This window comes from Segatella copri, assembly GCF_009495355.1.
Classification (GTDB): domain Bacteria; phylum Bacteroidota; class Bacteroidia; order Bacteroidales; family Bacteroidaceae; genus Prevotella.
The window spans coordinates 41391-63901 of the sequence record NZ_VZAD01000034.1 but is presented as its reverse complement, the minus strand read 5'-3'; the positions used below and the strand labels follow the sequence as shown (position 1 = coordinate 63901).

Here is a 22511-nt window from a genome sequence, read left to right as displayed (position 1 = left end):
AAGAAATTATTTCTGCGATATTATTCTTTTTTTAGTGTTTAGACTGCATTTTTAGGTAACAAAGCATGGGATAATGGTCTGAAACTGCTATTTTACTATCCACTTTACAGCCATAAGGCTTCCAGTCTTCAGAGCACATGATATTGTCTATACGTACATAGAATCCACTCCTGTGATAACTTATCCCCAATCCATTCCCGCTCTCTATAAAACAATCAGTCAGGTCTTGTGCTATCGTACGATGCGCATACGAGATAGGACTGTCATTGAAGTCACCACAAAGTATGATGCTCTTTCCTTTATACCGACTCAGATAGTTTGCCACGGCGTCTGCCTCAGGAGCACGTTTCTTAGTGGCTTCCGCCAGTTTTACAATCAACAGTTTAGATGTCTGTTCGGCTGTATCGGTCTCCAATTTACCTTTCACTAAATTCTTGAACTTACGACGCTCTTCTAAAGACAAGCCTGTAGTCTCCAAATGATTATTGACCAACAACACTTCCTTACCCTTTACCGACAGACGGAAAGCCGCACTCAAGTTGCCTTTAGAGGCATAGGGAATCAGTTCCTTGCCCAGTATAGGGAACTTGCTCAGCACCATCAGGCCGTTACCGCCATTAGGGTGATTGATGGTTTCGATATAAGGATAAACAGGACGCAACAGCGTGTCTATCTGTTCCCACTCGTAAGCGGTAGGGACAGCTTCCTGAAGACACACAATATCTGCATTCTGCCTGCGCACATACTTCACTATAGGATTGACACCGTCCTCATCCGTCACGCCTTCTGCAAGGCTCAACGTATTATAAGACAGTACTTTGATAGAACCAGCAGGCGGTTCGCTACAGATATTCAAGGGCATGTATTTCCTTACCGGCACATAACACAGCAAAAAGCCCAAAAACGGAATAAGAGCATATCGCGCCTTGACAATCAGCCAGAAGAACAAAAAGCAGAGATTGACGAAAAGGAAAAGGGGAAAGAACAATCCGGCAGTAGACAGCAATGCAAAATGCTCTGGCGACAAATGGTCAGAGTATCCTACAGCCATCATCAGAATGACAGAAGCGACATTGGCGCCTGCTATCATCCGTATGGTGAAAATCTTGATTCCGTCAAACATTTCCCTAACTTATTTCTGACTTAGCAAGTAATGTTGTTAGTACTTTATCATTGATAGCCTTATTTATTGCTCTGATCGAAAAGAATCTGCTTTTCTTCCTTGGTCAAACTATCATAACCATTCTTGCGTATCTTGTCAAGGATACGGTCTATCTCTTCTTGTGTAGCTTGCTTTTTCTTATTATAATCCCAGTCTTGCTGACGCTCATCAACTGTAAAGTTCTCATTTCGGGTATAAGTAAACTGCTGTTTACGATGTTTGCCCGCAAAGGTGTCACGCATCTTCGCAAAAGCATCCTTTGCCCTGCTGCCACCATAACCTCCATCTATCTGCTTGCGCCAATAACGAATCATGAAGAAGCCAAAGACCATACCTCCGAGGTGAGCAATATGAGCCACACCATCACCCGTGGTCGCTATGGCAGAAAACAGTTCGATGGCAGCATAACCTATCACGAAATACTTGGCCTTGATAGGCACTGGGATAGGGAAGATGAAGATGCGGTCTTCGGGGAATATCATACCAAAAGCCAACAGAATGGCATAGATGGCACCCGAGGCTCCTACTGTAGTCCAACTATTCAACGAAGCCGACAATCCATGAGCAACAGAGAAAACATTGCCTACCGAGATACCAGGCATGACATCTGACATCTTCATATAAAACTGCACAAACTGCGCTGCTTCTTGAAACAAACCAGCACCCACGCCACATGCAATGTAATAAAAAAGGAATTTCTTTGCTCCCCACACTCTTTCTACAACACAGCCAAACATCCAGAGGGCAAACATATTGAAGAGAATGTGTTCGAAACCTCCATGCATAAACATGTAAGTAAAGAGCTGATAAATTTGAAAGTCGGAAGCCAAAAAGAAATGGAGTCCGAAAATATCATTCAGAGCATAGCCACCACTGGCATCCTTACCCATCAGGAAAGTAAGCAGGAAGGCTACGACATTCACTATCAACAAGTTCTTTGTAACTATAGGTATATTGCGCATCTTTAAAATCTGATTAATTACTAAATATTTGCGGCAAAATTACTAAAAATATCCGTGAAAACGCCAAAAAAAAGACATAATACACTTAATTTTCAATAAATTCATCACTTTTCTGCATTTTTTGTTTGACTTTTAAAAGAATAATTCTATATTTGTAAGCAAAATCGATGAAAAAACATTAGTATTAATCATTTAATAAAGTAAAATTATGAACAAGACAGAATTGATTGACAAGATTGCAGCAGGTGCTGGCATCAGCAAGGCTGATTCTAAGAAGGCTCTCGACGCCACAGTTAACGCACTTAAGGAAGCCCTCATCGCTGGCGACAAGATACAGTTGGTAGGTTTCGGTACATTCAGTGTTAACGAGCGTCCTGCTCGCGAGGGTATCAACCCTGCAACAAAGGAGAAGATCCAGATTGCTGCCAAGAAGGTTGCTAAATTCAAGGCTGGCGCTGAGCTTGCAGATGCTTTGAACAAGTAATTGTAAAAAATCTTGCAGATAAATAAAGGGCAGTCATTTTTGACTGCCCTTATTTTATAGTCTATGTCCTACCTGTTTATTTTGGCTGCTTGCCGATATAAGCCAAGATACCACCATCCACATAGAGAATGTGTCCGTTTACTGCATTAGATGCCTCTGAAGCGAGGAACACCGCTGGACCCATCAACTCCTCTGGCTCCAACCAGCGGCCGGCAGGAGTCTTAGCACAAATAAAGCTGTCAAAAGGATGACGGCTGCCATCTGGCTGATGCTCACGAAGAGGTGCAGTCTGGGGAGTGGCAATATAACCAGGGCCTAAGCCATTGCACTGAATGTTGTGCTCACCAAACTCTGAACAGATATTACGTGTCAGCATCTTCAAGCCACCCTTGGCTGCGGCATAGGCAGAAACTGTCTCACGACCCAACTCACTCATCATAGAGCAGATGTTAATAATCTTGCCATGTCCCTTCTTTATCATACCAGGAAGTACTGCCTTTGAAACGATGAAAGGCGCAGTCAGGTCGATATCTACCACCTGCTTGAAGTCCTCTACCGACATTTCCGTCATAGGAATACGCTTGATGATACCGGCATTATTCACCAAGATATCTATCACGCCGAGTTCCTTCTCGATATCGGCAACCATCTTCTTCACCTGCTCCTCGTCAGTAACATCACAGATGTATCCCTTGGCATCAATACCTTTTGCCTTGTAATCTGCCAAAGCCTGATCCATGTGATGCTGGCTACGACAGTTGAAAGCAATCTTTGCACCTGCCTTGGCATAAGCCTCAGCGATAGCGAAGCCGATTCCGTAAGCGGCTCCTGTTACAAGGGCTACCTTGCCCTCCAATGAAAATAATTTAGAAAAATCCATATCTCAATAGAATTATTGTTGTTATATCAAGTCTGTTATCTCAATTTTGTTTCTAAAGTCTGCTATTTCAATCAAGTCTGCTATTTCAGATCTGTTATCTCATAGAAATCCTGATCACCATAGTCAAGATTCTCGCCGCCCATTCCCCAAATGAATGTATAGTTGTGGGTAGCTGCCGCACTATGTATACTCCACTCTGGCGACAAGACTGCCTGATTGCCCTTCATCCAGATATGACGGGTTTCCTGTGGTTCTCCCATCAAGTGGCAAACTGCTTGCGACTCGGGAACTTCAAAATAGAAATAGGCTTCCATTCTTCTGCTGTGGGTATGTGCTGGCATGGTATTCCATACGGAGCCTGGTGCCAATTCTGTCATTCCCATCTGCAACTGGCAGGTAGGAAGCACCTGGTTTACCAACATTTTATTAATATTACGCTCATTGCTCATTTCGAGTGAACCCATGTGGGCACAGATGGCATCCTGCTTGGTCACCTTACGACAAGGATAACTGGTATGAGCACAGGTACTGTTGAAATAGAATTTGGCAGGATGCTGAGGGTCCTTGCTCTCAAACAGCACATCTCTGTCGCCACTGCCTATATAAAGTGCCTCCTTAAAACCTAAGGTGAAAGACTCTTCACCCACTTTAACCACACCTTCTCCCTCGCCTACATTGAAAACACCAATCTCGCGGCGAGTGGTAAAATAAGTAGCTTTGAGAGGATCTATAGCTTCCAGTCGAAGAGTCTCGGCTTTAGGCATAACACCTCCCACTATCATTCTGTCGTACATGGAATAAACCATATTAACCTCATCGTTCACAAAAAGCGTGTCTATCAAGAACTCTTTTCGCAAACGCTGGGTATCATAATTTTTAGCATCCACAGGGTGAGACGCATAACGAAGTGAATAATTAGTTTTCATGAAATTTTAAGTCTCTAAGATTAGTTTGATGGCAAATTTACAAATTATTTTTCTAATTCCACCAAAAACACACGAAAGATTCTTCCTTTTTGCTTATTTTATTATTAGAAATAATGATAAGTGTAAATTAGATGCCATTTTATACTACTAAAAAAGAGGAAAGAAAAGAAAACAATAAACACCTCATGAAAAAATGAGTCAGAAGACATAAAAAAACAACCCTCCAAGCCATAACAGCCTGAAGGGTTGTTTTTGAAAAGTTGTCCCAGGCGGATTCGAACCACCACTGACAGAACCAAAAACTGTAGTGCTACCATTACACCATAGGACAATCAAACCGGATGCAAAGGTAGCGGATTTTTTCTCCACTACCAAATTATTTTAATACTTTTTGCATTTTTATTATTGAAATACACTGAAATATACTATTTCACTGTAATCAGATAATAATTCTTCTTACCCTTTTGAACCAAGAGGTATTTACCGTCGATAAGATCTTCAGCTGTTACCAACTGATCGAAAGCAGAGAGCTTCTCCTTATTGAGTGACACACCACCGCCCTTGACAAGTTTGCGCATTTCGCTCTTGCTTGGGAAAATCTGCATATCTTCCTGACAGAACAGGTCAACAGCACCACCACCCAGCAGACTCTTATCAAGGGTATAATGAGGCACATTGGCGAAGACATCATTCAAAGTAGCCTCGTCAAGCTGGGCAAGATTTTCCTTGGTAGCTTTACCGAAGAGAATGTTGCTGGCAGCAATAGCCATCTCCAAGTCCTCCTTGGAATGTACCATCACTGTTACCTCCTCTGCCAGACGCTTCTGAAGCACACGACGACCAGGGTCCTGCTTGTGCTCTTCTACAAGTGCATTAATGGTCTCCTGGTCCAAGTCGGTAAAGATCTTGATATACTTCTCAGCATCGTCATCGCTTACATTCAACCAGAACTGATAGAAAGCATAAGGAGTGGTACGGTTGCGATCCAGCCAGATATTGCCACTCTCAGTCTTACCAAACTTCTTACCATCAGCCTTGGTGATCAACGGACAGGTAAGACAGAAGCATTCTGCATCATTGCCCAAAGTACGGTGAATAAGTTCGGTACCAGTGGTCATGTTACCCCACTGATCATTACCACCAAGCTGCAGGCGAACGCCATACTTCTGATACTGATAAAGGAAGTCGTAACCCTGAAGCAACTGATAGGTAAACTCGGTGAAAGACAATCCGTCACGAGCCTCACCATTCAAACGCTTCTGCACGCTATCCTTGGCCATCATATAGTTAACAGTGATATGCTTTCCCACCTCACGGGCAAAGTCGAGGAAGGTAAAATCCTTCATCCAGTCATAGTTGTTTACCAACTCTGCCTTGTTGGGCTGATCACCATCGAAGTCGAGGAATTTAGACACCTGCTTCTTGATTGCCTCCTGATTATGATAGAGAGTCTTTGAATCGAGAAGATTACGCTCCTGACTCTTGCCAGAAGGATCACCGATCATACCTGTAGCACCACCAACAAGGAGGTAAGGCTTATGACCACAACGCTGCAAATGACGCAACATCATGATACCACACAAGTGACCAATGTGCAGGGAGTCTGCTGTAGGATCGGTTCCAAGGTAGGCAGACACCATATGGGTGTTGAGATATTCCTCTGTACCTGGCATTATCTGTGCCAGCATACCACGCCATTTCAATTCTTCAACAAAATTTTTTGCCATAGAATGATTTCTATTTATTATATATTATAATATGTATATGGGACCTGACAACTGCCAGAAACTTACGGAACGGGATCATAGCCCGAACCACCCCATGGGTTGCATCTTAATATGCGCCTGACAGCAAGCAGCATGCCCTTGAAGGGTCCATGCTTGAGTATAGCCTGACGGGCATACTCTGAGCACGTAGGCGTAAACCGACAAGAAGGAGGTGTGAAGGGAGTGATGCACTTCTGATAGAACAGGATAGGCCCAACCAGCAACTTGGTCAAGACCATTTTAAAGCCCTGCCATACCCACTTCATCATTTGCTTCAGGCTAAACACCATTTTCTTCCCTTCCAAAATATAGTGTCTACTTATCTTCCTTACTGCACGAAGGCAATCTGTCTTCCTCATGGAGCAGTTTGTCTGCCACACGTCGCAGAAGTATTTGTATCTTACTTTCCACTCTTGCCGTATCATGCAATTTGGCATCCTGCCATATCACCGCCAACAGCAATTTCTTGCCTGTTACTTTCTCCAAGGCTTCAGCAATCAAAGCCTTGTTCTTGCGATAAGCCTCACGAATCTGTCGTTTCACACGATTTCTCTTGACTGCACGCTTGAAATAACGCTTCGAAACACTTATCAACAACTCAGTACTGGCTGCCTTCTCGCTCTGGCAGTCATCAACAAGTAAGAACACACCTCTTATTGGCCAGGCTGAGAAAGAACTGGCTTTTCCGCTGAAGAGTTGGTCTATGAGCAACTTGCGACACAACCTCTCTTCCTTGCCAAAAGTATAGGTTCCTGTTGTTGATTCCATTTTCTATTTATTATGCTTCTGCAGATAATCCTTTAGCGCACCCGTCATGGATGGGAATTCCTTGGTTGGTGCACTGAGGTCTAAACGAAGTCCCTCCTCGTCTACCGTCTTGGCTGTTGCAGGGCCAAAAGCACCGACTGCGACCTTGCCTTGCTTGAAGTTAGGGAAGTTCTTCTTGAGAGCCTTCACTCCTGTTGGGCTAAAGAATACCATCATATCGTAATCAAATCCCTCGATTTCTTCTTCGGTGAAGTCATTGCTCACGGTACGATACATCACACACTCGGTATGGTTGAGTTTCTTCTCATCAAGCAGATTCTTGACATCATCATTATGCACACAGCTCAATGGTACGAGATACTTCTCTGTTTTATGACGAGCCATCTGTGGTATCAATCCATCAATCTTTCCTGTTGTTCCGAAGAACACCTTGCGCTTGCGATATTGCACATATTTCTGGATATAAAGGGCGATGGTCTCAATCACACAGAAATATTTCATATCTTCTGGAATGGTGATTCGCATCTCTTTTGCCAGATTGAAATAGTTATCAACTGCATGGCGTGATGTGAAAACTACTGCAGTATAGTCGAGCAAGTTTATCTTCTGCTGACGAAACTCCTTTGCAGAAAGTCCCTCAACCTTGAAGAATGGACGGAACACACATTCTACACCATACTCCTTCTCAATATCATAGTAAGGCGATTTCTCACTTGCAGGTTTGGGTTGAGAAACTAAGATCTTTTTAATCATTTTGTCTTAAAAGTTTATTTTCAAATAATGGCTCATCAATACCAGTCCTCCACACAATGCAGAGAAAGGCACCGCTTCGAGGGCACAAAAGTACAAAAATATTTGCAAAAACGAGCCGTTTCCTCTAAAAAAGATGATATAACTCTTATAAAATGAGAGGATTTTAACTAATCCTACCACTATCAGAGCATAAATGATAGCTGCATCCAGCGATAAATTAAAGTATGTCAACAGCATAACTACTGGAAACAAAAGCACTCCTTCACATGAGAAGAGAAAGAGATAAGCTTTCATCCATTGTACGTTTTTTTTTCTATCAAAGAACACCCATCCCACAACAGAATAGAGCAATGCCTTGAACAGAAAATAAGAAGCCACAACTCCAGCATAGATTGCTATCACCTGATACTGCTCGATGGTAAATGTGTCGCTGATTGATGCTCGAGAATAAAGAAAGAATCCAATGGCTCCCAACAAACAGGTTTGCAGCACCAAGAAGAGTTGGAACCTCAATTCAGTAGAGGTCTCCGATATCTCGGTAGTACCAAAGCGAGGCGTATAAAAGAACTTTCGTAACTGCCGGAGGATAAACTCACGTGACTGAGCAAAAGCAACACATGCCAATACAAAGCATAGCAACAACAGCGATGTGACAAAGTTGTCGCCCGAAACCGAATATGGAACCGGGTCGCCCGAAACACCCATTCGACCGCCACGCAACTCGGGATGAAATAAAGAGTCCTTCGAAAAGAAAGACTCTCTATAATATTGCGGCAAGGAGACATCCCGAAAGCTCTTTCCTGCAGGATGACCCGGCAAATGAAGGGTGTCAGGCATCGTGCTCCATCTGATTTCACTGGGCTTGATATGAGCCCGAATCATGGAGTCCTGCTGAGCCGGTGTCGCATTGCGTGGCAACCAGCTCAGCACTTTCCGTGGCGTAAGTTCGCCTGTATGCACAACGGGGTTCTGAAGACTTTCTTCTTCAGCAGCCTCTACCTGTACAGAATCTGCCTGTAACACCATTGCTTAGAGTCCGAAAACTTTCTTGATTTCTTCTACCTTGTCCAACTTTTCCCAAGTAAACAACTCTACCGTCATCTTCTTGATTTCATGATAACGGCTGGTGAATATCTTTTCCACCACCTCGTTCTTGCGACCCATGTGTCCATAGGCAGCAGTCTCAAGGAACATAGGCTGACGCAATTTTAATTTACGCTCAATAGCCTTAGGGCGAAGGTCGAACATCTCCATTATCTTTTTCGCAATCTCACCATCAGTCATATTGACATGGCTACGACCATAAGTATTGACATAAATGCTTACAGGCTCTGCCACGCCGATAGCGTAGCTTACCTGTACGAGCATCTCGTCTGCCACACCTGCAGCCACCATGTTCTTGGCTATATAACGAGTGGCATAAGCAGCCGAACGGTCTACCTTGCTGCTGTCCTTACCCGAGAAGGCTCCTCCACCATGAGCACCTTTGCCTCCATAGGTATCAACGATAATTTTACGACCGGTAAGACCAGTATCACCATGAGGACCACCTATCACGAACTTGCCTGTAGGATTGACATAATACTTGATGTCATCATTAAACAAGGCCAGCACCTTTTCACTCAACTGCTTCTTGACACGAGGAATCAGGATATTGATCACGTCCTCTCGGATTTTTGCCAGCATAGCCTCATCATCATCGTTACCATTAGCATCTTTAATAAAGTCATCATGCTGAGTTGACACCACGATGGTATCAATGCGCTGAGGGATATTATCGTCAGAATACTCTATAGTAACCTGGCTCTTAGAGTCAGGACGGAGATATGTCATCTCCTTGCCTTCCTTACGGATATTGGCAAGCTCGCGCATGATAATCTGAGCCAAGTCGAGCGACACTGGCATGTAATTATCCGTCTCGTTGGTAGCATAGCCGAACATCATACCCTGATCTCCGGCTCCCTGTTCCTCATCCTCCTCACGGCTTACGCCTCTGTTGATGTCATCACTCTGCTCATGAATGGCTGTAAGCACGCCACAAGAGTCTCCGTCAAACTGATATTCCGACTTAGTATAGCCTATCTTCTTGACGGTCTTGCGGGCGATAGTCTGCAAGTCTACATATTCCGACGAGCGAACCTCACCCATAATAATTACCTGACCAGTGGTGCAGAAAGACTCAATAGCGCAATGAGCGTTCTCGTCGTAAGCCAAAAACTGATCAAGCAAAGCGTCTGATATCTGGTCAGCCACTTTATCTGGATGTCCTTCAGAAACTGATTCTGATGAAAACAAATATGCCATATTTTTTCTTGTTAAAATCTTGGTTATTATATATATAATATTTATCGGGCTGCAAAGTTACGCATTATTTTCCACATACCAATGTGTTTGCTCAAAAAAGTTGTGTTTTTTGACTTTTATCCATTCTTATCATACATGATGTTGCGAGGATGATGCTCCAAGATGGCCTTTCTGAGGTCGGAATCCTCCAGATGAGTATAAACTTCTGTCGTTCCTATATCCTCATGTCCAAGCATGGCTTGTATGACTCGCAGGTCGGCACCTCCCTTGAGCAATGCTGTGGCAAAACTATGCCGCAAGGTATGGGGCGAGATGGTCTTGGTGATGCCTGCCATGATCGCATACTGCTTGATCATAATCAGAATCATGGTACGAGTAAGATGAGCGCCCCTGCGATTGAGGAAAACATAGTCTTCCTCACCCGGTTTGATATTCATCTTATTACGGTCGCCATACCAGGCATGCAATTCATCCAATGCCTTCTGCGAGATAGGAACCAACCGTTCTTTGTTTCCCTTTCCCAATATACGAACGAATTTCTCCTCCTCAAAAAGATTGCTCAACTTAAGATTGACAAGCTCACTCACACGCAAGCCACACGAGAAGAGTACTTCAATAATGGCTTTGTTGCGTTGCCCCTCCCATTTACTTAGGTCGATAGCATTTTCCAGTTGGTCTACTTCCTCAGTTGTCAGATACTCAGGCAAGTGCTGACCCACCTGTGGATTTTCCAACAACTCGGTAGGATCATCCTTAAGATAACCATCAAGAACCAAGAAACGATAGAACGAGCGTATGCCACTCAGGATACGGGCCTGTGTACGGGCTCCCACCCCAACATCATGGATAGATGCCGAGAAATGCTGTAAGTCTGGCAATTTGACATCAAGCACTGACATATTGTTCTGAGCCACATAACTGAGCAAGTAATCCAAATCGTGCCTGTATGCCTCCAACGTATTGACAGAGAAATTGCGCTCCAACTTAAGATATCTCATATAGTTCTTTACAATTTCCGTACTCGTTTTCTTGCTTGTTTCCATTTTTATTATTACCTTTGCATATACAACTGCGAACATGAACGCCTATAGCCCTCAGACAACAGGCTCGCTCTTTGCTCGCAAAAGTACAAAAAAATTCTGATATTTAAAACAAAAACATCGTTTAGATATGAAGATACAGATTATCAATGGCCCCAACCTCAATCTGCTTGGTGTTCGCGAGCCAGGTATTTACGGCAACAATTCTTTCGAAAGTTACCTTCCACAACTGAAGGCTAAATATCCCGATATCGAGATAGAGTATTATCAGAGCAATATCGAGGGCGAGCTCATCAATAAGTTGCAGGAAGTAGGATTCAGTTACGACGGAGTTGTTCTCAATGCCGGTGCCTACACGCATACCAGTATAGCCCTGCAAGACTGTATACGGAGCATGAAATGCCCCGTAGTGGAAGTTCATATCTCCAACGTTCACAAGCGTGAGGAATTCCGACATCACTCTTATCTGTCGGCAGCTTGCCTGGGTGTTATCTGCGGCTTCGGATTAGCTTCATACGACCTTGCCATTGCCGGCATTTTAGCACAAAAATAGCATGACAGAGACAGAGGTTATTGACAAGTATATCTGCCAGCATATTGAGCCAGAAGGCGATTATCTGTATCGACTGTACCGCGCCACCAATATTCACACCATCCATGGGCGTATGGCAAGCGGACACATACAAGGCAGACTGTTAAAGATGCTCGTTGAGATGATTCGTCCCAACAACATTCTTGAGGTAGGTACCTTCAGTGGATACAGTGCCATCTGTCTGGCAGAAGGTCTGAAAGAAGGAGGCAAACTGTACACCTTCGAGATCAACGACGAAATGGAAGACTTTACCCGACCATGGATAGAAGGCTCATCGGTTGCCGACAAGATTGACTTTCGTATAGGAGATGCAAACATAGAAGCACCCAAACTGGGCATTACGTTCGACATGGCGTTTGTTGATGGCGACAAACGCACCTATCTCGAAACTTACGAAATGGTATTGGGTCTCCTGAATCCAGGAGGCTATATCCTTGCTGACAACACCTTATGGGATGGACATGTGACAGATTCCTGTTACGACCACGACCACCAGACTCAAGGCATACGCAAGTTCAACGATTTCATCGCCAAAGATCCTCGTGTAGAAGTTGTCATTCTTCCTTTGAGAGATGGTCTTACCCTTATCAGAAAGAAATAGCTTACACTCTCAAAAGAAAGATTCACTCATTAATTTATCAACCGCTTGCTAAGATACCTTACGGGATACCAGACTGAAAGCCATCCCACGGCAATGACCGTCACCAAGATAAGCAACACATCCAGATAATGTACACTGACAGGATAGGCATTCACGATAAACGACCCCTCAGAGTCGCCCAAACGCACCAATCCATATTGTTGCTGAAGGAAACAAAGCAAAAGTCCCAAACCGATACCAAAGAGTGCTCCAACAGCAGAAATCATTCGTCCTTCAAAAAGAAAGATACGAGCTATTTGCTTATCTGTGGCACCCAAGTTTCTTAATGTCAGAACATCATCCTTCTTGTCGATGATGAGCATAGACAGCGAGCCTATAATATTGAAGCAAGCCACCACCAGAATAAAAGTAAGGAAGATGTAGGCTATCATCTTCTCTATAGACATGATGCGAAATGTGTCTTCCTGCTGTTCATAGCGGTCGAGCACCTTATACTTTCCTCCTGCTATCTTGAGCATTTTCGACTTTACAGCCTCAAGATCACTACCCGGCTTCAAGCGAATCTCCAATGAGGACAACATACCTTGCTGTCCAAACAGATTACGGGCAAAGGCAATAGAGGTGATGATATAATTCTTGTCATACTTCGACTGCTTAACAGAGAACAGCACACCTGGGCTATTGATCGAGTCGACCACAAAGCCTGCATCAGGATTGGACATATCAAACTGTCCTTCCTTCTGTGGAGCATAAATTCGCAGAAATCCATTCCATTGCGCTCCCACACCGAGAGTCTGGGCCAACCTTATGCCCAAGACTCCAAACTCCAAATTGGCAGCATGCAAGGAAAAAGTACCGTCGCCATAAAGGATATCTGTGATATGCGTCAACTCCGAGAAGTTGTCATCCACACCCTTCACCATAACCATGGCTTGCTTATCCTGATAGATGGCCAAAGCCTGATCTTCCACCGACTCAGTAGCGACATCTACCTGTGGCAATGCCTTTATCTCGGTCAATATGGGATCATCGGCAGGAACCGTCTTTCCCTCTACAGGAACAACTTTCAGTTGCGGGTCAAAGTTGGTGAAAAGCGAAGCCACCAAATCGTGGAATCCATTAAATACGCTCAGCACTATGACCAATGCCATAGTAGCCACAGCTACACCTATGGCACTGATAGCACTAATGATATTAATGGCATGCGTACTCTTCTTGGCAAAAATATACCTTCTCGCAATGAAAAAAGGAAAATTCATAGATTCTGCTTTGCTTGTTTGGCCTAAAAGTTTACAGGGAGTCAAATACGCCAGTCTTGACTCCCTTATTCTCACATCCTACTTTTTCAATAATTCATCAATGCGCTCCAGATAATCCAAGCTGTCATCAAGGAAGAATCGCAACTCAGGAATAATGCGCAACTGATTTCTCACATTCTTGCCCAAATCGTAACGAATCGTCTTCTCGTTGGCAGTAATGTTCTGCAATATCTCCTCTCCCTTCTCTGATGGAAACACACTGAGATAGGCTGTACAGATGCTGAGGTCTGGGCTTATTTTCACCTTGGTCACACTCACCATCACACCATGCATCATGCGTGTTTGAGACTGGAAGATAAGACTGAGCTCTTTCTGCAGCAGTCTTGATATACGGTTTTGTCTTGTTTCTTGCATATTTTTCTCAATTTTAAAGTATAATCATTCAATTCTTTGAACAACTAAACATAAATACACTGGTTATAAAACTATTACTCTAAGTCCACATGAGTCACATTGACGCGCTCATGCAGAAAAATCTGTGCAGACTCTTTGAACTTTTCCTCACTCTCAGTGGTAAGATACTGACAAGTGCCGTTTTGCGTGATATTACGCTCCAGTTCTGGATGCCTGTTCAGATATTCGTGAAGGCTATTAGCCACATATTGCCCTTGTGGTACGATACGCACACCATCAGGCACATTCTTCACTATGCTGTTCATCAGCAAAGGATAATGCGTACAACCCAAAATGACGGTGTCTATATCCGAATCCTTCCTCATCAGCTGATCGATACGTTTTTTTACAAAATAGTCGGCTCCCGGGCTATCTGCCTCATTGGCTTCCACAATAGCTGCCCATAAAGGGCAAGCCACACCACTTACCTGAATATCTGGCCACAGTTTTCCTATCTCCATCTTGTAGCTCTCGCTCTTGATGGTTCCTTCCGTAGCAAGAATACCCACATGTCTGCTTTTTGTAAGGTTGCCTATCACTTCAGCTGTAGGACGAATAATACCCAATACCCTACGATTGGGGTCAAGCTCCGGAATATCCCTTTGCTGGATGGAGCGCAAAGCCTTTGCCGAAGCTGTATTACAACCCAATATCACCAGATGGCAACCCATAGAGAACAACTTAATAACAGCTTGACGGGTAAACTTATACACAACCTCGAACGAACGAGAGCCATAAGGAGCCCTGGCATTATCACCTAAATACATATAGTCGTATTGCGGCAAAACCTGGCGAAGTCCATGCAAAATAGTCAGACCGCCATAACCAGAATCAAAGATTCCAATAGGACCTGGATTAGAAGGCAACATCATTTCAAATTCTCCTTGATTAATAGGGTTACATCCTCACCACATAGGGCATTCACATAAGGAAAAGCTCCCTTGTCTGTGTTCAGAATAAAAGCAAGTCCTTTCACCTTTCCCACCTTTTGCACAGCAGCATCTATCTGCGCCTTTAATGGAGCATAAGCATCAGCATCAGCCTGTTGCAAGAGGCGCACAGCCTCCGCCTTGAAGGTGACATTCTTAGCCATCAGTTCACGAAGCTCGGCCTGTCTCTTTTCCAAGATAGAAGGCGCAAAACTTCTCTGTCCGTCGAGGAACTCCTCGTACTTGGCATTAAACTCATCCTCAGCACGCTTGGTTTCAGCATCATACTTCGCTCTGAGGTCGTCCATATTATGCTTGGCTATCGCATAACCAGGCATGGTATGAAGCACCTCTTCATAGCTGAAATACCCAAAACGCAAAGACTGTTCTACAGGAGCCACCACTTGTGGATGAGCAGACTGCTGAGCCGAAGCCACAACAGGCATAAGCATAAAGACCAAAGGCAAGAGTATCTGTTTCATGAGTTACACCTTTTAGATAATGAAAATAAATAATGACACCTTATTATATATAAGAGAAACAAGGGCAAGCATGGATGCCTGCCCTTTTTATTCTATTGTCCAACCAGTAATCGGATTACTTGATCTTAGACTGAACTTCCTTAGTTACATCTACGACGTTGGAGCCTGTGTAAATAGCAGCACCCTCCTCGAAGATATAAGTATAGTTGCCAGCCTTGCCTACAGCGTCAATGGCAGCACGCACCTTGGTAACGATAGGTTGCATCAGCTCGTTGCTCTTCTTCTGCAACTCCTGCTGACCATCCTGATAAGCCTGCTGAATCTTCTGCTGAAGTCCCTGCAACTCTGTCTCCTTCTGCTGCTTAGCAGTAGCGTTCATAGTGCTTGCACCCTTCTGGTACTCGTCAGCCTTGCGCTGGAACTCTTCCTGCATAGCCTTCAACTCGTTGTCCTTCTGCTTCTGCAGAGCCTCAAGCTCACCATTAGCCTTAGCAACATCTGGCAGAGCCTGCATGATAGTCTGGGTGTTGACCTTACCAAACTTCTGCGCCATCATTGTCATAGGAGCAAGAAGCATCAACATTAAAACTAATTTTTTCATTGTTCTATTTGTTTTTAATTATTAATTCACTACTGTTTATTAGTTCTTTCGGTTGCAATATAATAACCGCTTGCAAAGATAGCACAATTTTCCGATTATGCGAAAAGAAAAGCTATTATTTTAAGCCTTATTAGGCTTAGTTGGCAGAATAGCCCAATTTCTTCAGCACTTCATTGCTGATGTCGATCTTTGGCGAGCCGAAGATAATGCCACTGTTGCTGGCACGGTCGAGAACCAACGAATAGCCACGCAGGTCGGAAACCTCCTTTACGGCATTGTAGATTTCCTCCTGTATAGGTCCCATCAGCGCCTCACGCTTCTTGAAGAGCTCACCCTCAGGACCGAAGTATTTTTTCTTCAGTTCGCTGGCTTCTTTCTCCTTGTTCATGATAGCCTCCTGCTTGTTTTTTTTCTGCTCTTGCGAGAGGAAGACCACTTCGTTCTGATAGTTCTTGTACATGGTGCTTGCCTCTATGTTGAGAGCTTCCACTTCTGCCTGCCACTTTTTGCTCACCTGGTTGAGCTGTTCGTTGGCACGCTCATAGGCAGGCACATTTTTCAGGATGTACTCCATGTCTATCAAGGCATATTTCTGTGCGTTCGCTGTGATGGCCATTACTGCCATCATCAGCATCATTATTATCTTCTTCATTTCAAATCCTCCACAAATGAATTCTTCACTTTTCGTTCTTCACTCTTCACTTTAAATTAGAACTCCTGTCCCAAGATGAAGTGGAACTGACTTCCACCCTTCTTATACTGACTTCCGTTCCATACCTTGTCGAAACCATAAGCCCAGTCGATACCCATCAAGCCCACCATAGGCAGGAAGATACGTACACCCACACCGGCACTGCGCTTCATGCTGAACGGATTGAAGTTCTTGGTTTCATACCAAGCATTACCAGCCTCAACGAAGGTCAAACCATAAATAGTGGTGTTACCCAAGAGGAAAGGATAGCGGAGCTCCAATGAGAAGCGGTCGTATGCATAAGCATAATAGCCAGTACTGCGGTTGTAAGATACCGAACCATTCTCGTAACCACGAAGACCGATAGTCTCCTCACCATAGTATGATGAATATCCGCTCATGCCGTCACCACCCACATAGTAGGTCTCGAACGGACTCTTCTTATACTTGTTGTAAGCTCCCAACAAGCCAAGCTCCACACGTGTCATCAGCACGAAGCACTTCTGGCCATTGGTCAGGGCTGTATAGGTCTTGGCCTTGAACTTCCACTTGTGGTATTCTACCCAGCGATATTTCTCCTGCTGCTCGGCAGCATAGGTAGGCGACTTGGAATCGTTGGCAAGATTCTTATAGTCCTTGCCATCAAACATACTCCATGGTGGAGTAAGGTTGACACTTGCCTCAAACTCAGAGCCTCTTCGTGGGAAGAGCTGGTTGTCGGTAGATGTACGGTTGAGCGAAATGGTAAAGTTCAGGTTGTTCGCATTACCATTGGTCATCAACATATAGTTCCAGTTCTTCATCATGTAGCGCTGATAAGCCACCTGTACCGAGAGGGTAAAGTAATCATCAGGCCAACGCAGGCGCTTGCCCCATCCGAGGCTCAAGCCCAGCATCTGAATGTACTTATCTGGATCGTAATAGTTTTCGTAATTGTTATAATAGCTATTACCATAACCATACATATAACTGTAGTAGTTGTTCATGTAGGCACTGTTGTAATAGTTGCTCGACACGTCGGTAGACTTACTATAGTAGGCACCCACACTGAACTGGATAGGACGCTTTCCGCCAAACCAGTTGGTAGAATAGCTGATGTTGTACGACTGATAATAGGTACCGTTGGTCTGCGCACCGATGCTCAGCACCTCGCCGTCACCAATAGGCATAATGCCGCGATGCTCTTTGTTCTTGTTGAAGAGGTTGCGCATAGAGAAGTTGTTCAACTTCAATCCCACACGACCGATAACACCCGTCTGACCCCATCCGAGCGAGAACTCTATCTGGTCGTTGCTCTTCTGTGTAAGGTCGTAGTTGATGTCTACGGTACCATCCTCGTAGTTAGGCTTGATATCTGGATTCATCTTCTCAGGATCGAAGTGTCCCATAGAAGCCAACTCACGCAGAGAACGATTGACAGCTTCCTTAGAGAAGAGGTCGCCTGGCTTGGTACGAAGCTCTCTACGAACCACATTCTCGTACAGACGGGTGTTACCGTTGATACGAATATGACTCAGATAAGCCTGTGGGCCTTCAGTAACTCGCATTTCCAGGTCGATAGAGTCGCCATCGATATTCACCTCTGCAGGATTGATGTTCGAGAACACATAACCATTGTTGTAATAAAGGTTGCCAACAGCATCTTCATCCTCATTGAGTCGCTTGTGCAACAACTTCTGATTATACACATCGCCCTTCTTCATACCGAGCAATGCCGACAGATAGTCGGTAGAGTATACGGTGTTGCCCACCCATGTCACGTTGCGGAGGAAATACTGCTTACCCTCATCCACCTTCAGATAGATGTCCACATGCTTTCCATCGTAATTGCTGACACTGTCTTCCAGAATCTGGGCATCACGATAGCCATGCTCATAATACTTGTCGATAAGTTTCTGCTTGTCTTCCTTCCAGCGTTCGGGAGTAAACTTCTTGGCTTTGAGGAAGCTGCTCAGCTTGCCAGCCTCATGAGTCTTGGCAAAGGCACCTTTCGAGAAGAGTCCACCCTTTATCTTACGGTCGCTCAGTTTCTCGTTACCCTCGATGGTAATCTTGTGAACCTTTGTTTTCTCCTTCTTATCCACCACTACGTCGAGGATGACATGATTCTTTTCTGTCACATCCTCGCGCTGGTTGATCTCGATATCAGCATTCTTAAAGCCTTTATCGTCGAAATATTTCTTGGCCAGAATCTTAGCACGGTCTATCATGTTAGGAGTCAGCTGAGTACCTTTCACCATACCCAACTTCTGCTCCATATCCTCACGCTCGCTCTTCTTCAGACCGATATAGTTGATATTGGAGATACGTGGACGTACCGACAGATAGATGTGCAGATAGAGTTTATCACCCACAATAGAGTCGGCAGCCACAGCCACCTTAGAGAACAAGCCATGCTTCCAATAGCGTTTTACCGCATTGGTAATATCATCACCAGGCACTTCTACCTGCTCGCCTACCGACAGGCCAGAGATACCGGTGAGTACATAGTCTTCATATCCCTCGACACCCGACACATTGATGCCTCCTATGGTCAGTGTACGAGGAGTACCGGCATACGAGATGTCTGGGTTTACTATCTTGTCCTGTGCCTGCACCTGCATTCCTATAGCCAGGCCATACAAGAGGATGAAAATCTTTCTTATCTTATCCATTGATGTCTTATATGTATCAAATACGTTGCTTTATCTTATTTTATTCTGGTCGAAGACAGCCTATACTGATTCAGCTAACTCCTACTTTTCTTCTTCCTCCACCTGCGCCTCTGTCTTGCCGAAGCGACGCTGCCTGCTCTGATAGCTTGCTATGGCCTTGCGAAGGTCTTCCTCTCTGAAGTCAGGCCAATAAGTGTCGCAGAAATACAGTTCCGAATAGGCTATCTGCCACAACAGATAGTTGCTGATGCGCAGTTCGCCTCCTGTACGTATGAGGAGTTCTGGGTCGGGCATGAAATAAGTGTCCAGATGACGGCTGAAGTTTTCCTCTGTGAGTTGCTTCTCCAGCTCATAATAACTGCCAGTAGGGCAAGAGCCGTTGGTCAAAGCCTCGAAAACAGTTTCCTTCATAGCATTGACAATTTCCCATCTCGACGAGTAGCTCAAGGCCACCACCATGGTCATGGCGTCATTCTGTGCCGTATGCTCCATGGTCTGCCACAACTTGTCCTGCACCTGTTGTGGCAGGCGCTTTATGTCGCCAATGACACGGAACCTCACATTATTCTTCATAAAGATCTCGTCCTCAAGCGAAGTAAGGACAAGTCCCATGAGTGCTGCCACCTCGTCAGCCGGACGATTCCAGTTCTCGGTAGAGAAAGTATAGAGTGTGAGATACTTTACTCCGAGGCGTGTACATTCCGACGTGATGCGGCGCACTGTCTCCACTCCAGCCTGATGGCCGAAGCTGCGCTCCTTTCCGCGTTCTGTAGCCCAGCGTCCATTGCCATCCATGATGATAGCGATATGCTGGGGTATTCTGTTCATATCCAAGTCGTTAGCCATTAATCTTCTTTATTGCAAGTTCTACATTTAGCACTAAAGCTGTAAGTAAGCGTCAGCTGAAGTGCCGAATAGCAGTCGGTATTCTTGAAGAGTCCACTGCTCTTGATGCCATAAGGATCCTTCACTCCGTCGAGTTCATCGCTCAACGAGAAGTGTATCGCCCAGTCGAGCCCTACATTCACTCTTTCTGACATCTTATATTTTATGCCCAGTCCGATGGGCACATTGCCTGTAAATACATTTTTATCGCCACCTTTCACATACGTAGCTCCCAGACCTCCAAAGATGAAGGGAGTGAGACGCTTGGCTCCGCGATAGTCGCGCCCTGTACCATAAGGCCAGAAGTTGTATTCGAATACCAAGTTTACGTCTACCAGCGTATTGCTGAAACTATAGGAGGCATCCTCAAAATCTGGATAATAAGTTTCCACCTTGTCAGATGAACCTTTCAGCTTACCGAAGCTCACTCCCATTTTCAGAGCCTTATAAGCATCTATATTATAGCGCCCCACGACTGTTCCCAAGGGTTGCATCTGGGCAAATATATTGCCATTGAAATCGCCCTCGTAAGTCACAAGTCCTACTCCAGCACCCACCTCCATACGATACTGCGGGTCATCCTGCGCACTCATCCGAGCAGCAGTAGCCATCATTATCAGTATCATGAAGAGTATCTTGCGCATGCTTTTTACACCTTATTATATATAGGGGTATTTTAGTTTTTTCTCAACCATCCGTCACGATTGTAGCGTCCCTTCCATACATTGCCACCATTTACCAACCAGTAGATATAGGTGTCGTATGATGTTCCGTCGGGAGCCACAGCAGCTTCTTTCACCTTGACAAAAGCAAAAGGCTTGGTCTTGTCGAAGGCAGGTGTCTGTTTTGGCATGACGACCATGGTGTCTACCTTCCAAGAGAGACCACCATCGATGCTCTCATACCATTTGGCGTCGCTACCGAGCGCTATATAGCTATCTTCAGCCTTAGCTACTACAAGCTGGTCGAGCTTTGGCATCTTGTAGGGTTGGTTGTTGTCGTACTCTACGAAGTTCCACTTGCTGCCAGCGAAATTATTGCCTGAGAAATCGATGGTACGGTTCCATACCATGGCGATAGTATCAGTCTTCTCTGTTGTGTTGCGGTTTCCGATAAGGAGTACATTCTCTGCATCCTTGGTAGAGCGAACAGCCGAATATGACATATTGATATTTGAAACTGGCAAGTACTTGGCGTCAGCATCAAGTTGCTCTGCTGTCCATGAAGCACCCTTGTCAGTAGATACAGAAATGCCGGTTACGCCTTCGTCATTTCCTGAGTATGCATAAAGATTCTTGCTGCCAGCTCCTATCAACTGCTTGAGCGAGGCAAAAGTACCAACGAGAGTCCAATTCTCCGCATCCATAGACTTCAACAGCTGATGCGTTTCTGGATTAAGAACATAGATACTATTGTCGAACACCACCACATTCTCGGCAGCCTGATTACCCAAGTTAGCCTCAGTGCTGACATCTTTCCACTGCTTGCCATTCTCGCTCTTAAACATCTCAAGAGCACCTTCAGCATTTTTACCGAAGAGCACAACCTTTCCACCTGCACTGACAGCCTTCATGCTATTAAGTGCAACCAACTTAGCATTGGCCTGTGTCAAAGACTGCCAAATAAAGGTATCAGGGCGCTGCGTGTGCACGTTTACCTTCACTTTGTAGTCGGCATAAGCTGAAGCATCCTGTGCATAGACACGGATAGCCTTCTCCTTGGTCTTGGTAAAGTCAATAGAGTCGGTACTGTTGTACCACACGAGAGAATCGGTCTCGCCCTCTTTCTCAGGCTTCTGCTTTACATAATTTATCTGAATATAACTGCTGTTCTTGGCAGAAATAGTAGCAAGAACGGCAGCGATACGAGTATTCACAGGGAGAGAATCGAGATTATAAATCTCATGATTGGCCTGGTCGATGGTGAAACCGAAGGTAGAGCCGTCTACGACACCTCTCAGGAGAGAATCACTAACGCCATCCTTCTTCTTTCCGAACTTGTCCATCTTGCCCAACGAGAAGTCGGTGATGGCAGTATCATGATAATATACTATATTAGTATTGTTGTCAGTGCTGTCAAGACAAGACGACAACGACAAACCTGCTGTCACCAGCAAGATGAAAGCTAAAAACTTCCTTTTCATTACACTCTAAATATTTTTAGCTGCAAATTTACGGAGAATTCTTCAAAAAAAGTCCCTTTTGTTCGCTTTATTATGCAAAATATGGAAATTAACGGCAATTTTTAAGTTTGTTTAGTGATTTAAAGGAACTATTCTGGCAGTTAAGCCACCTGTTTCCAGTTTTTTTCTTTCAATGG

General features: G+C 44.6%; 24 protein-coding genes and 1 tRNA gene. 3 read left to right on the top strand and 22 right to left on the bottom strand.

Annotated elements, in window-relative coordinates; translation table 11 throughout:
• Positions 1-31: 31 nt before the first annotated feature.
• Positions 32-1123, bottom strand: a complete 1092-nt coding sequence (locus F7D20_RS03665) for an endonuclease/exonuclease/phosphatase family protein (protein WP_158462886.1) — start codon at positions 1121-1123, stop codon at positions 32-34.
• A gap of 59 nt (positions 1124-1182) precedes the next feature.
• Positions 1183-2124, bottom strand: coding sequence for a rhomboid family intramembrane serine protease (locus tag F7D20_RS03660; RefSeq protein WP_158462885.1), 942 nt, complete (start codon positions 2122-2124; stop codon positions 1183-1185).
• A 208-nt stretch (positions 2125-2332) separates the two neighbouring features.
• On the opposite strand from F7D20_RS03660, the gene F7D20_RS03655 reads away from it, so the two are divergent.
• Positions 2333-2608: an HU family DNA-binding protein gene (locus F7D20_RS03655; protein WP_022252519.1), complete on the top strand. Its 276-nt coding sequence runs from the start codon at positions 2333-2335 to the stop codon at positions 2606-2608.
• 76 nt (positions 2609-2684) lie between these two features.
• Here the strand turns inward: F7D20_RS03655 and F7D20_RS03650 are convergent, their stop codons facing one another.
• The 10 genes from F7D20_RS03650 to xerD form a co-directional block, all read right to left on the bottom strand.
• Complete coding sequence (locus tag F7D20_RS03650) at positions 2685-3488, bottom strand: gluconate 5-dehydrogenase (RefSeq protein ID WP_022252518.1); 804 nt, start codon at positions 3486-3488, stop codon at positions 2685-2687.
• A gap of 80 nt (positions 3489-3568) precedes the next feature.
• Positions 3569-4414, bottom strand: a complete 846-nt coding sequence (gene kduI / locus F7D20_RS03645) for a 5-dehydro-4-deoxy-D-glucuronate isomerase (RefSeq protein WP_022252517.1) — start codon at positions 4412-4414, stop codon at positions 3569-3571.
• A gap of 260 nt (positions 4415-4674) precedes the next feature.
• Positions 4675-4745, bottom strand: a tRNA-Gln gene (locus tag F7D20_RS03640).
• A gap of 94 nt (positions 4746-4839) precedes the next feature.
• The gene (gene tyrS / locus F7D20_RS03635) at positions 4840-6141 is read right to left on the bottom strand and encodes a tyrosine--tRNA ligase (protein ID WP_158462884.1); all 1302 of its coding nucleotides are present in this window, start codon (positions 6139-6141) and stop codon (positions 4840-4842) included.
• 62 nt (positions 6142-6203) lie between these two features.
• Positions 6204-6449 carry a membrane protein insertion efficiency factor YidD gene (yidD, locus tag F7D20_RS03630; RefSeq protein ID WP_194253481.1) on the bottom strand — a complete coding sequence of 82 codons (246 nt, stop codon included), beginning with the start codon at positions 6447-6449 and terminating at the stop codon, positions 6204-6206.
• Positions 6450-6495: 46 nt separating this feature from the next.
• Positions 6496-6948, bottom strand: coding sequence for a ribonuclease P protein component (gene rnpA / locus F7D20_RS03625; RefSeq protein ID WP_022252514.1), 453 nt, complete (start codon positions 6946-6948; stop codon positions 6496-6498).
• Between the two features lie 3 nt (positions 6949-6951).
• A complete protein-coding gene (locus F7D20_RS03620; RefSeq protein WP_158462883.1) occupies positions 6952-7701 on the bottom strand; it encodes a uroporphyrinogen-III synthase in 750 nt (249 codons plus the stop codon).
• A gap of 6 nt (positions 7702-7707) precedes the next feature.
• The gene (locus tag F7D20_RS03615) at positions 7708-8727 is read right to left on the bottom strand and encodes a DUF4271 domain-containing protein (protein WP_022252512.1); all 1020 of its coding nucleotides are present in this window, start codon (positions 8725-8727) and stop codon (positions 7708-7710) included.
• A gap of 3 nt (positions 8728-8730) precedes the next feature.
• A complete protein-coding gene (gene metK / locus F7D20_RS03610; protein WP_158462882.1) occupies positions 8731-10005 on the bottom strand; it encodes a methionine adenosyltransferase in 1275 nt (424 codons plus the stop codon).
• Positions 10006-10121: 116 nt separating this feature from the next.
• On the bottom strand, positions 10122-11048 hold the full coding sequence (xerD, locus tag F7D20_RS03605; RefSeq protein ID WP_158462881.1) for a site-specific tyrosine recombinase XerD: 927 nt from the start codon (positions 11046-11048) through the stop codon (positions 10122-10124).
• A 127-nt stretch (positions 11049-11175) separates the two neighbouring features.
• Between xerD and aroQ the strand changes: the two genes are divergently transcribed.
• Complete coding sequence (aroQ, locus tag F7D20_RS03600) at positions 11176-11598, top strand: type II 3-dehydroquinate dehydratase (protein WP_022252509.1); 423 nt, start codon at positions 11176-11178, stop codon at positions 11596-11598.
• 1 nt (position 11599) lies between these two features.
• Positions 11600-12238 carry an O-methyltransferase gene (locus F7D20_RS03595; RefSeq protein ID WP_022252508.1) on the top strand — a complete coding sequence of 213 codons (639 nt, stop codon included), beginning with the start codon at positions 11600-11602 and terminating at the stop codon, positions 12236-12238.
• A gap of 29 nt (positions 12239-12267) precedes the next feature.
• Here the strand turns inward: F7D20_RS03595 and F7D20_RS03590 are convergent, their stop codons facing one another.
• From F7D20_RS03590 to F7D20_RS03545, 10 genes are all read right to left on the bottom strand, one after another.
• The gene (locus F7D20_RS03590) at positions 12268-13497 is read right to left on the bottom strand and encodes an FtsX-like permease family protein (protein WP_022252507.1); all 1230 of its coding nucleotides are present in this window, start codon (positions 13495-13497) and stop codon (positions 12268-12270) included.
• A 78-nt stretch (positions 13498-13575) separates the two neighbouring features.
• Positions 13576-13911 (bottom strand): 30S ribosome-binding factor RbfA, encoded by a 336-nt coding sequence (gene rbfA, locus F7D20_RS03585; protein WP_022252506.1) that lies wholly within the window; start codon positions 13909-13911, stop codon positions 13576-13578.
• Between the two features lie 74 nt (positions 13912-13985).
• Positions 13986-14822 (bottom strand): glutamate racemase, encoded by an 837-nt coding sequence (gene murI / locus F7D20_RS03580; RefSeq protein ID WP_022252505.1) that lies wholly within the window; start codon positions 14820-14822, stop codon positions 13986-13988.
• Entirely contained in the window at positions 14819-15361 is a 543-nt protein-coding gene (locus tag F7D20_RS03575) for an OmpH family outer membrane protein (protein WP_158462880.1), read from the bottom strand. The genes murI and F7D20_RS03575 overlap by 4 nt, the downstream gene beginning before the upstream one ends.
• A 115-nt stretch (positions 15362-15476) precedes the next feature.
• Positions 15477-15962, bottom strand: coding sequence for an OmpH family outer membrane protein (locus F7D20_RS03570; RefSeq protein ID WP_158462879.1), 486 nt, complete (start codon positions 15960-15962; stop codon positions 15477-15479).
• Positions 15963-16098: 136 nt separating this feature from the next.
• The gene (locus tag F7D20_RS03565; protein ID WP_158462878.1) at positions 16099-16614 is read right to left on the bottom strand and encodes an OmpH family outer membrane protein; all 516 of its coding nucleotides are present in this window, start codon (positions 16612-16614) and stop codon (positions 16099-16101) included.
• Positions 16615-16670: 56 nt separating this feature from the next.
• Positions 16671-19307, bottom strand: a complete 2637-nt coding sequence (locus F7D20_RS03560; protein ID WP_158462877.1) for a BamA/OMP85 family outer membrane protein — start codon at positions 19305-19307, stop codon at positions 16671-16673.
• 81 nt (positions 19308-19388) lie between these two features.
• Entirely contained in the window at positions 19389-20153 is a 765-nt protein-coding gene (locus F7D20_RS03555; protein WP_158462876.1) for an isoprenyl transferase, read from the bottom strand.
• Positions 20153-20836, bottom strand: a complete 684-nt coding sequence (locus F7D20_RS03550; RefSeq protein ID WP_022252498.1) for a DUF6089 family protein — start codon at positions 20834-20836, stop codon at positions 20153-20155. Before F7D20_RS03550 ends, F7D20_RS03555 begins: the two co-directional genes overlap by 1 nt.
• 32 nt (positions 20837-20868) lie before the next feature.
• Positions 20869-22335: a DUF6242 domain-containing protein gene (locus tag F7D20_RS03545; protein ID WP_158462875.1), complete on the bottom strand. Its 1467-nt coding sequence runs from the start codon at positions 22333-22335 to the stop codon at positions 20869-20871.
• Positions 22336-22511: the final 176 nt, after the last annotated feature.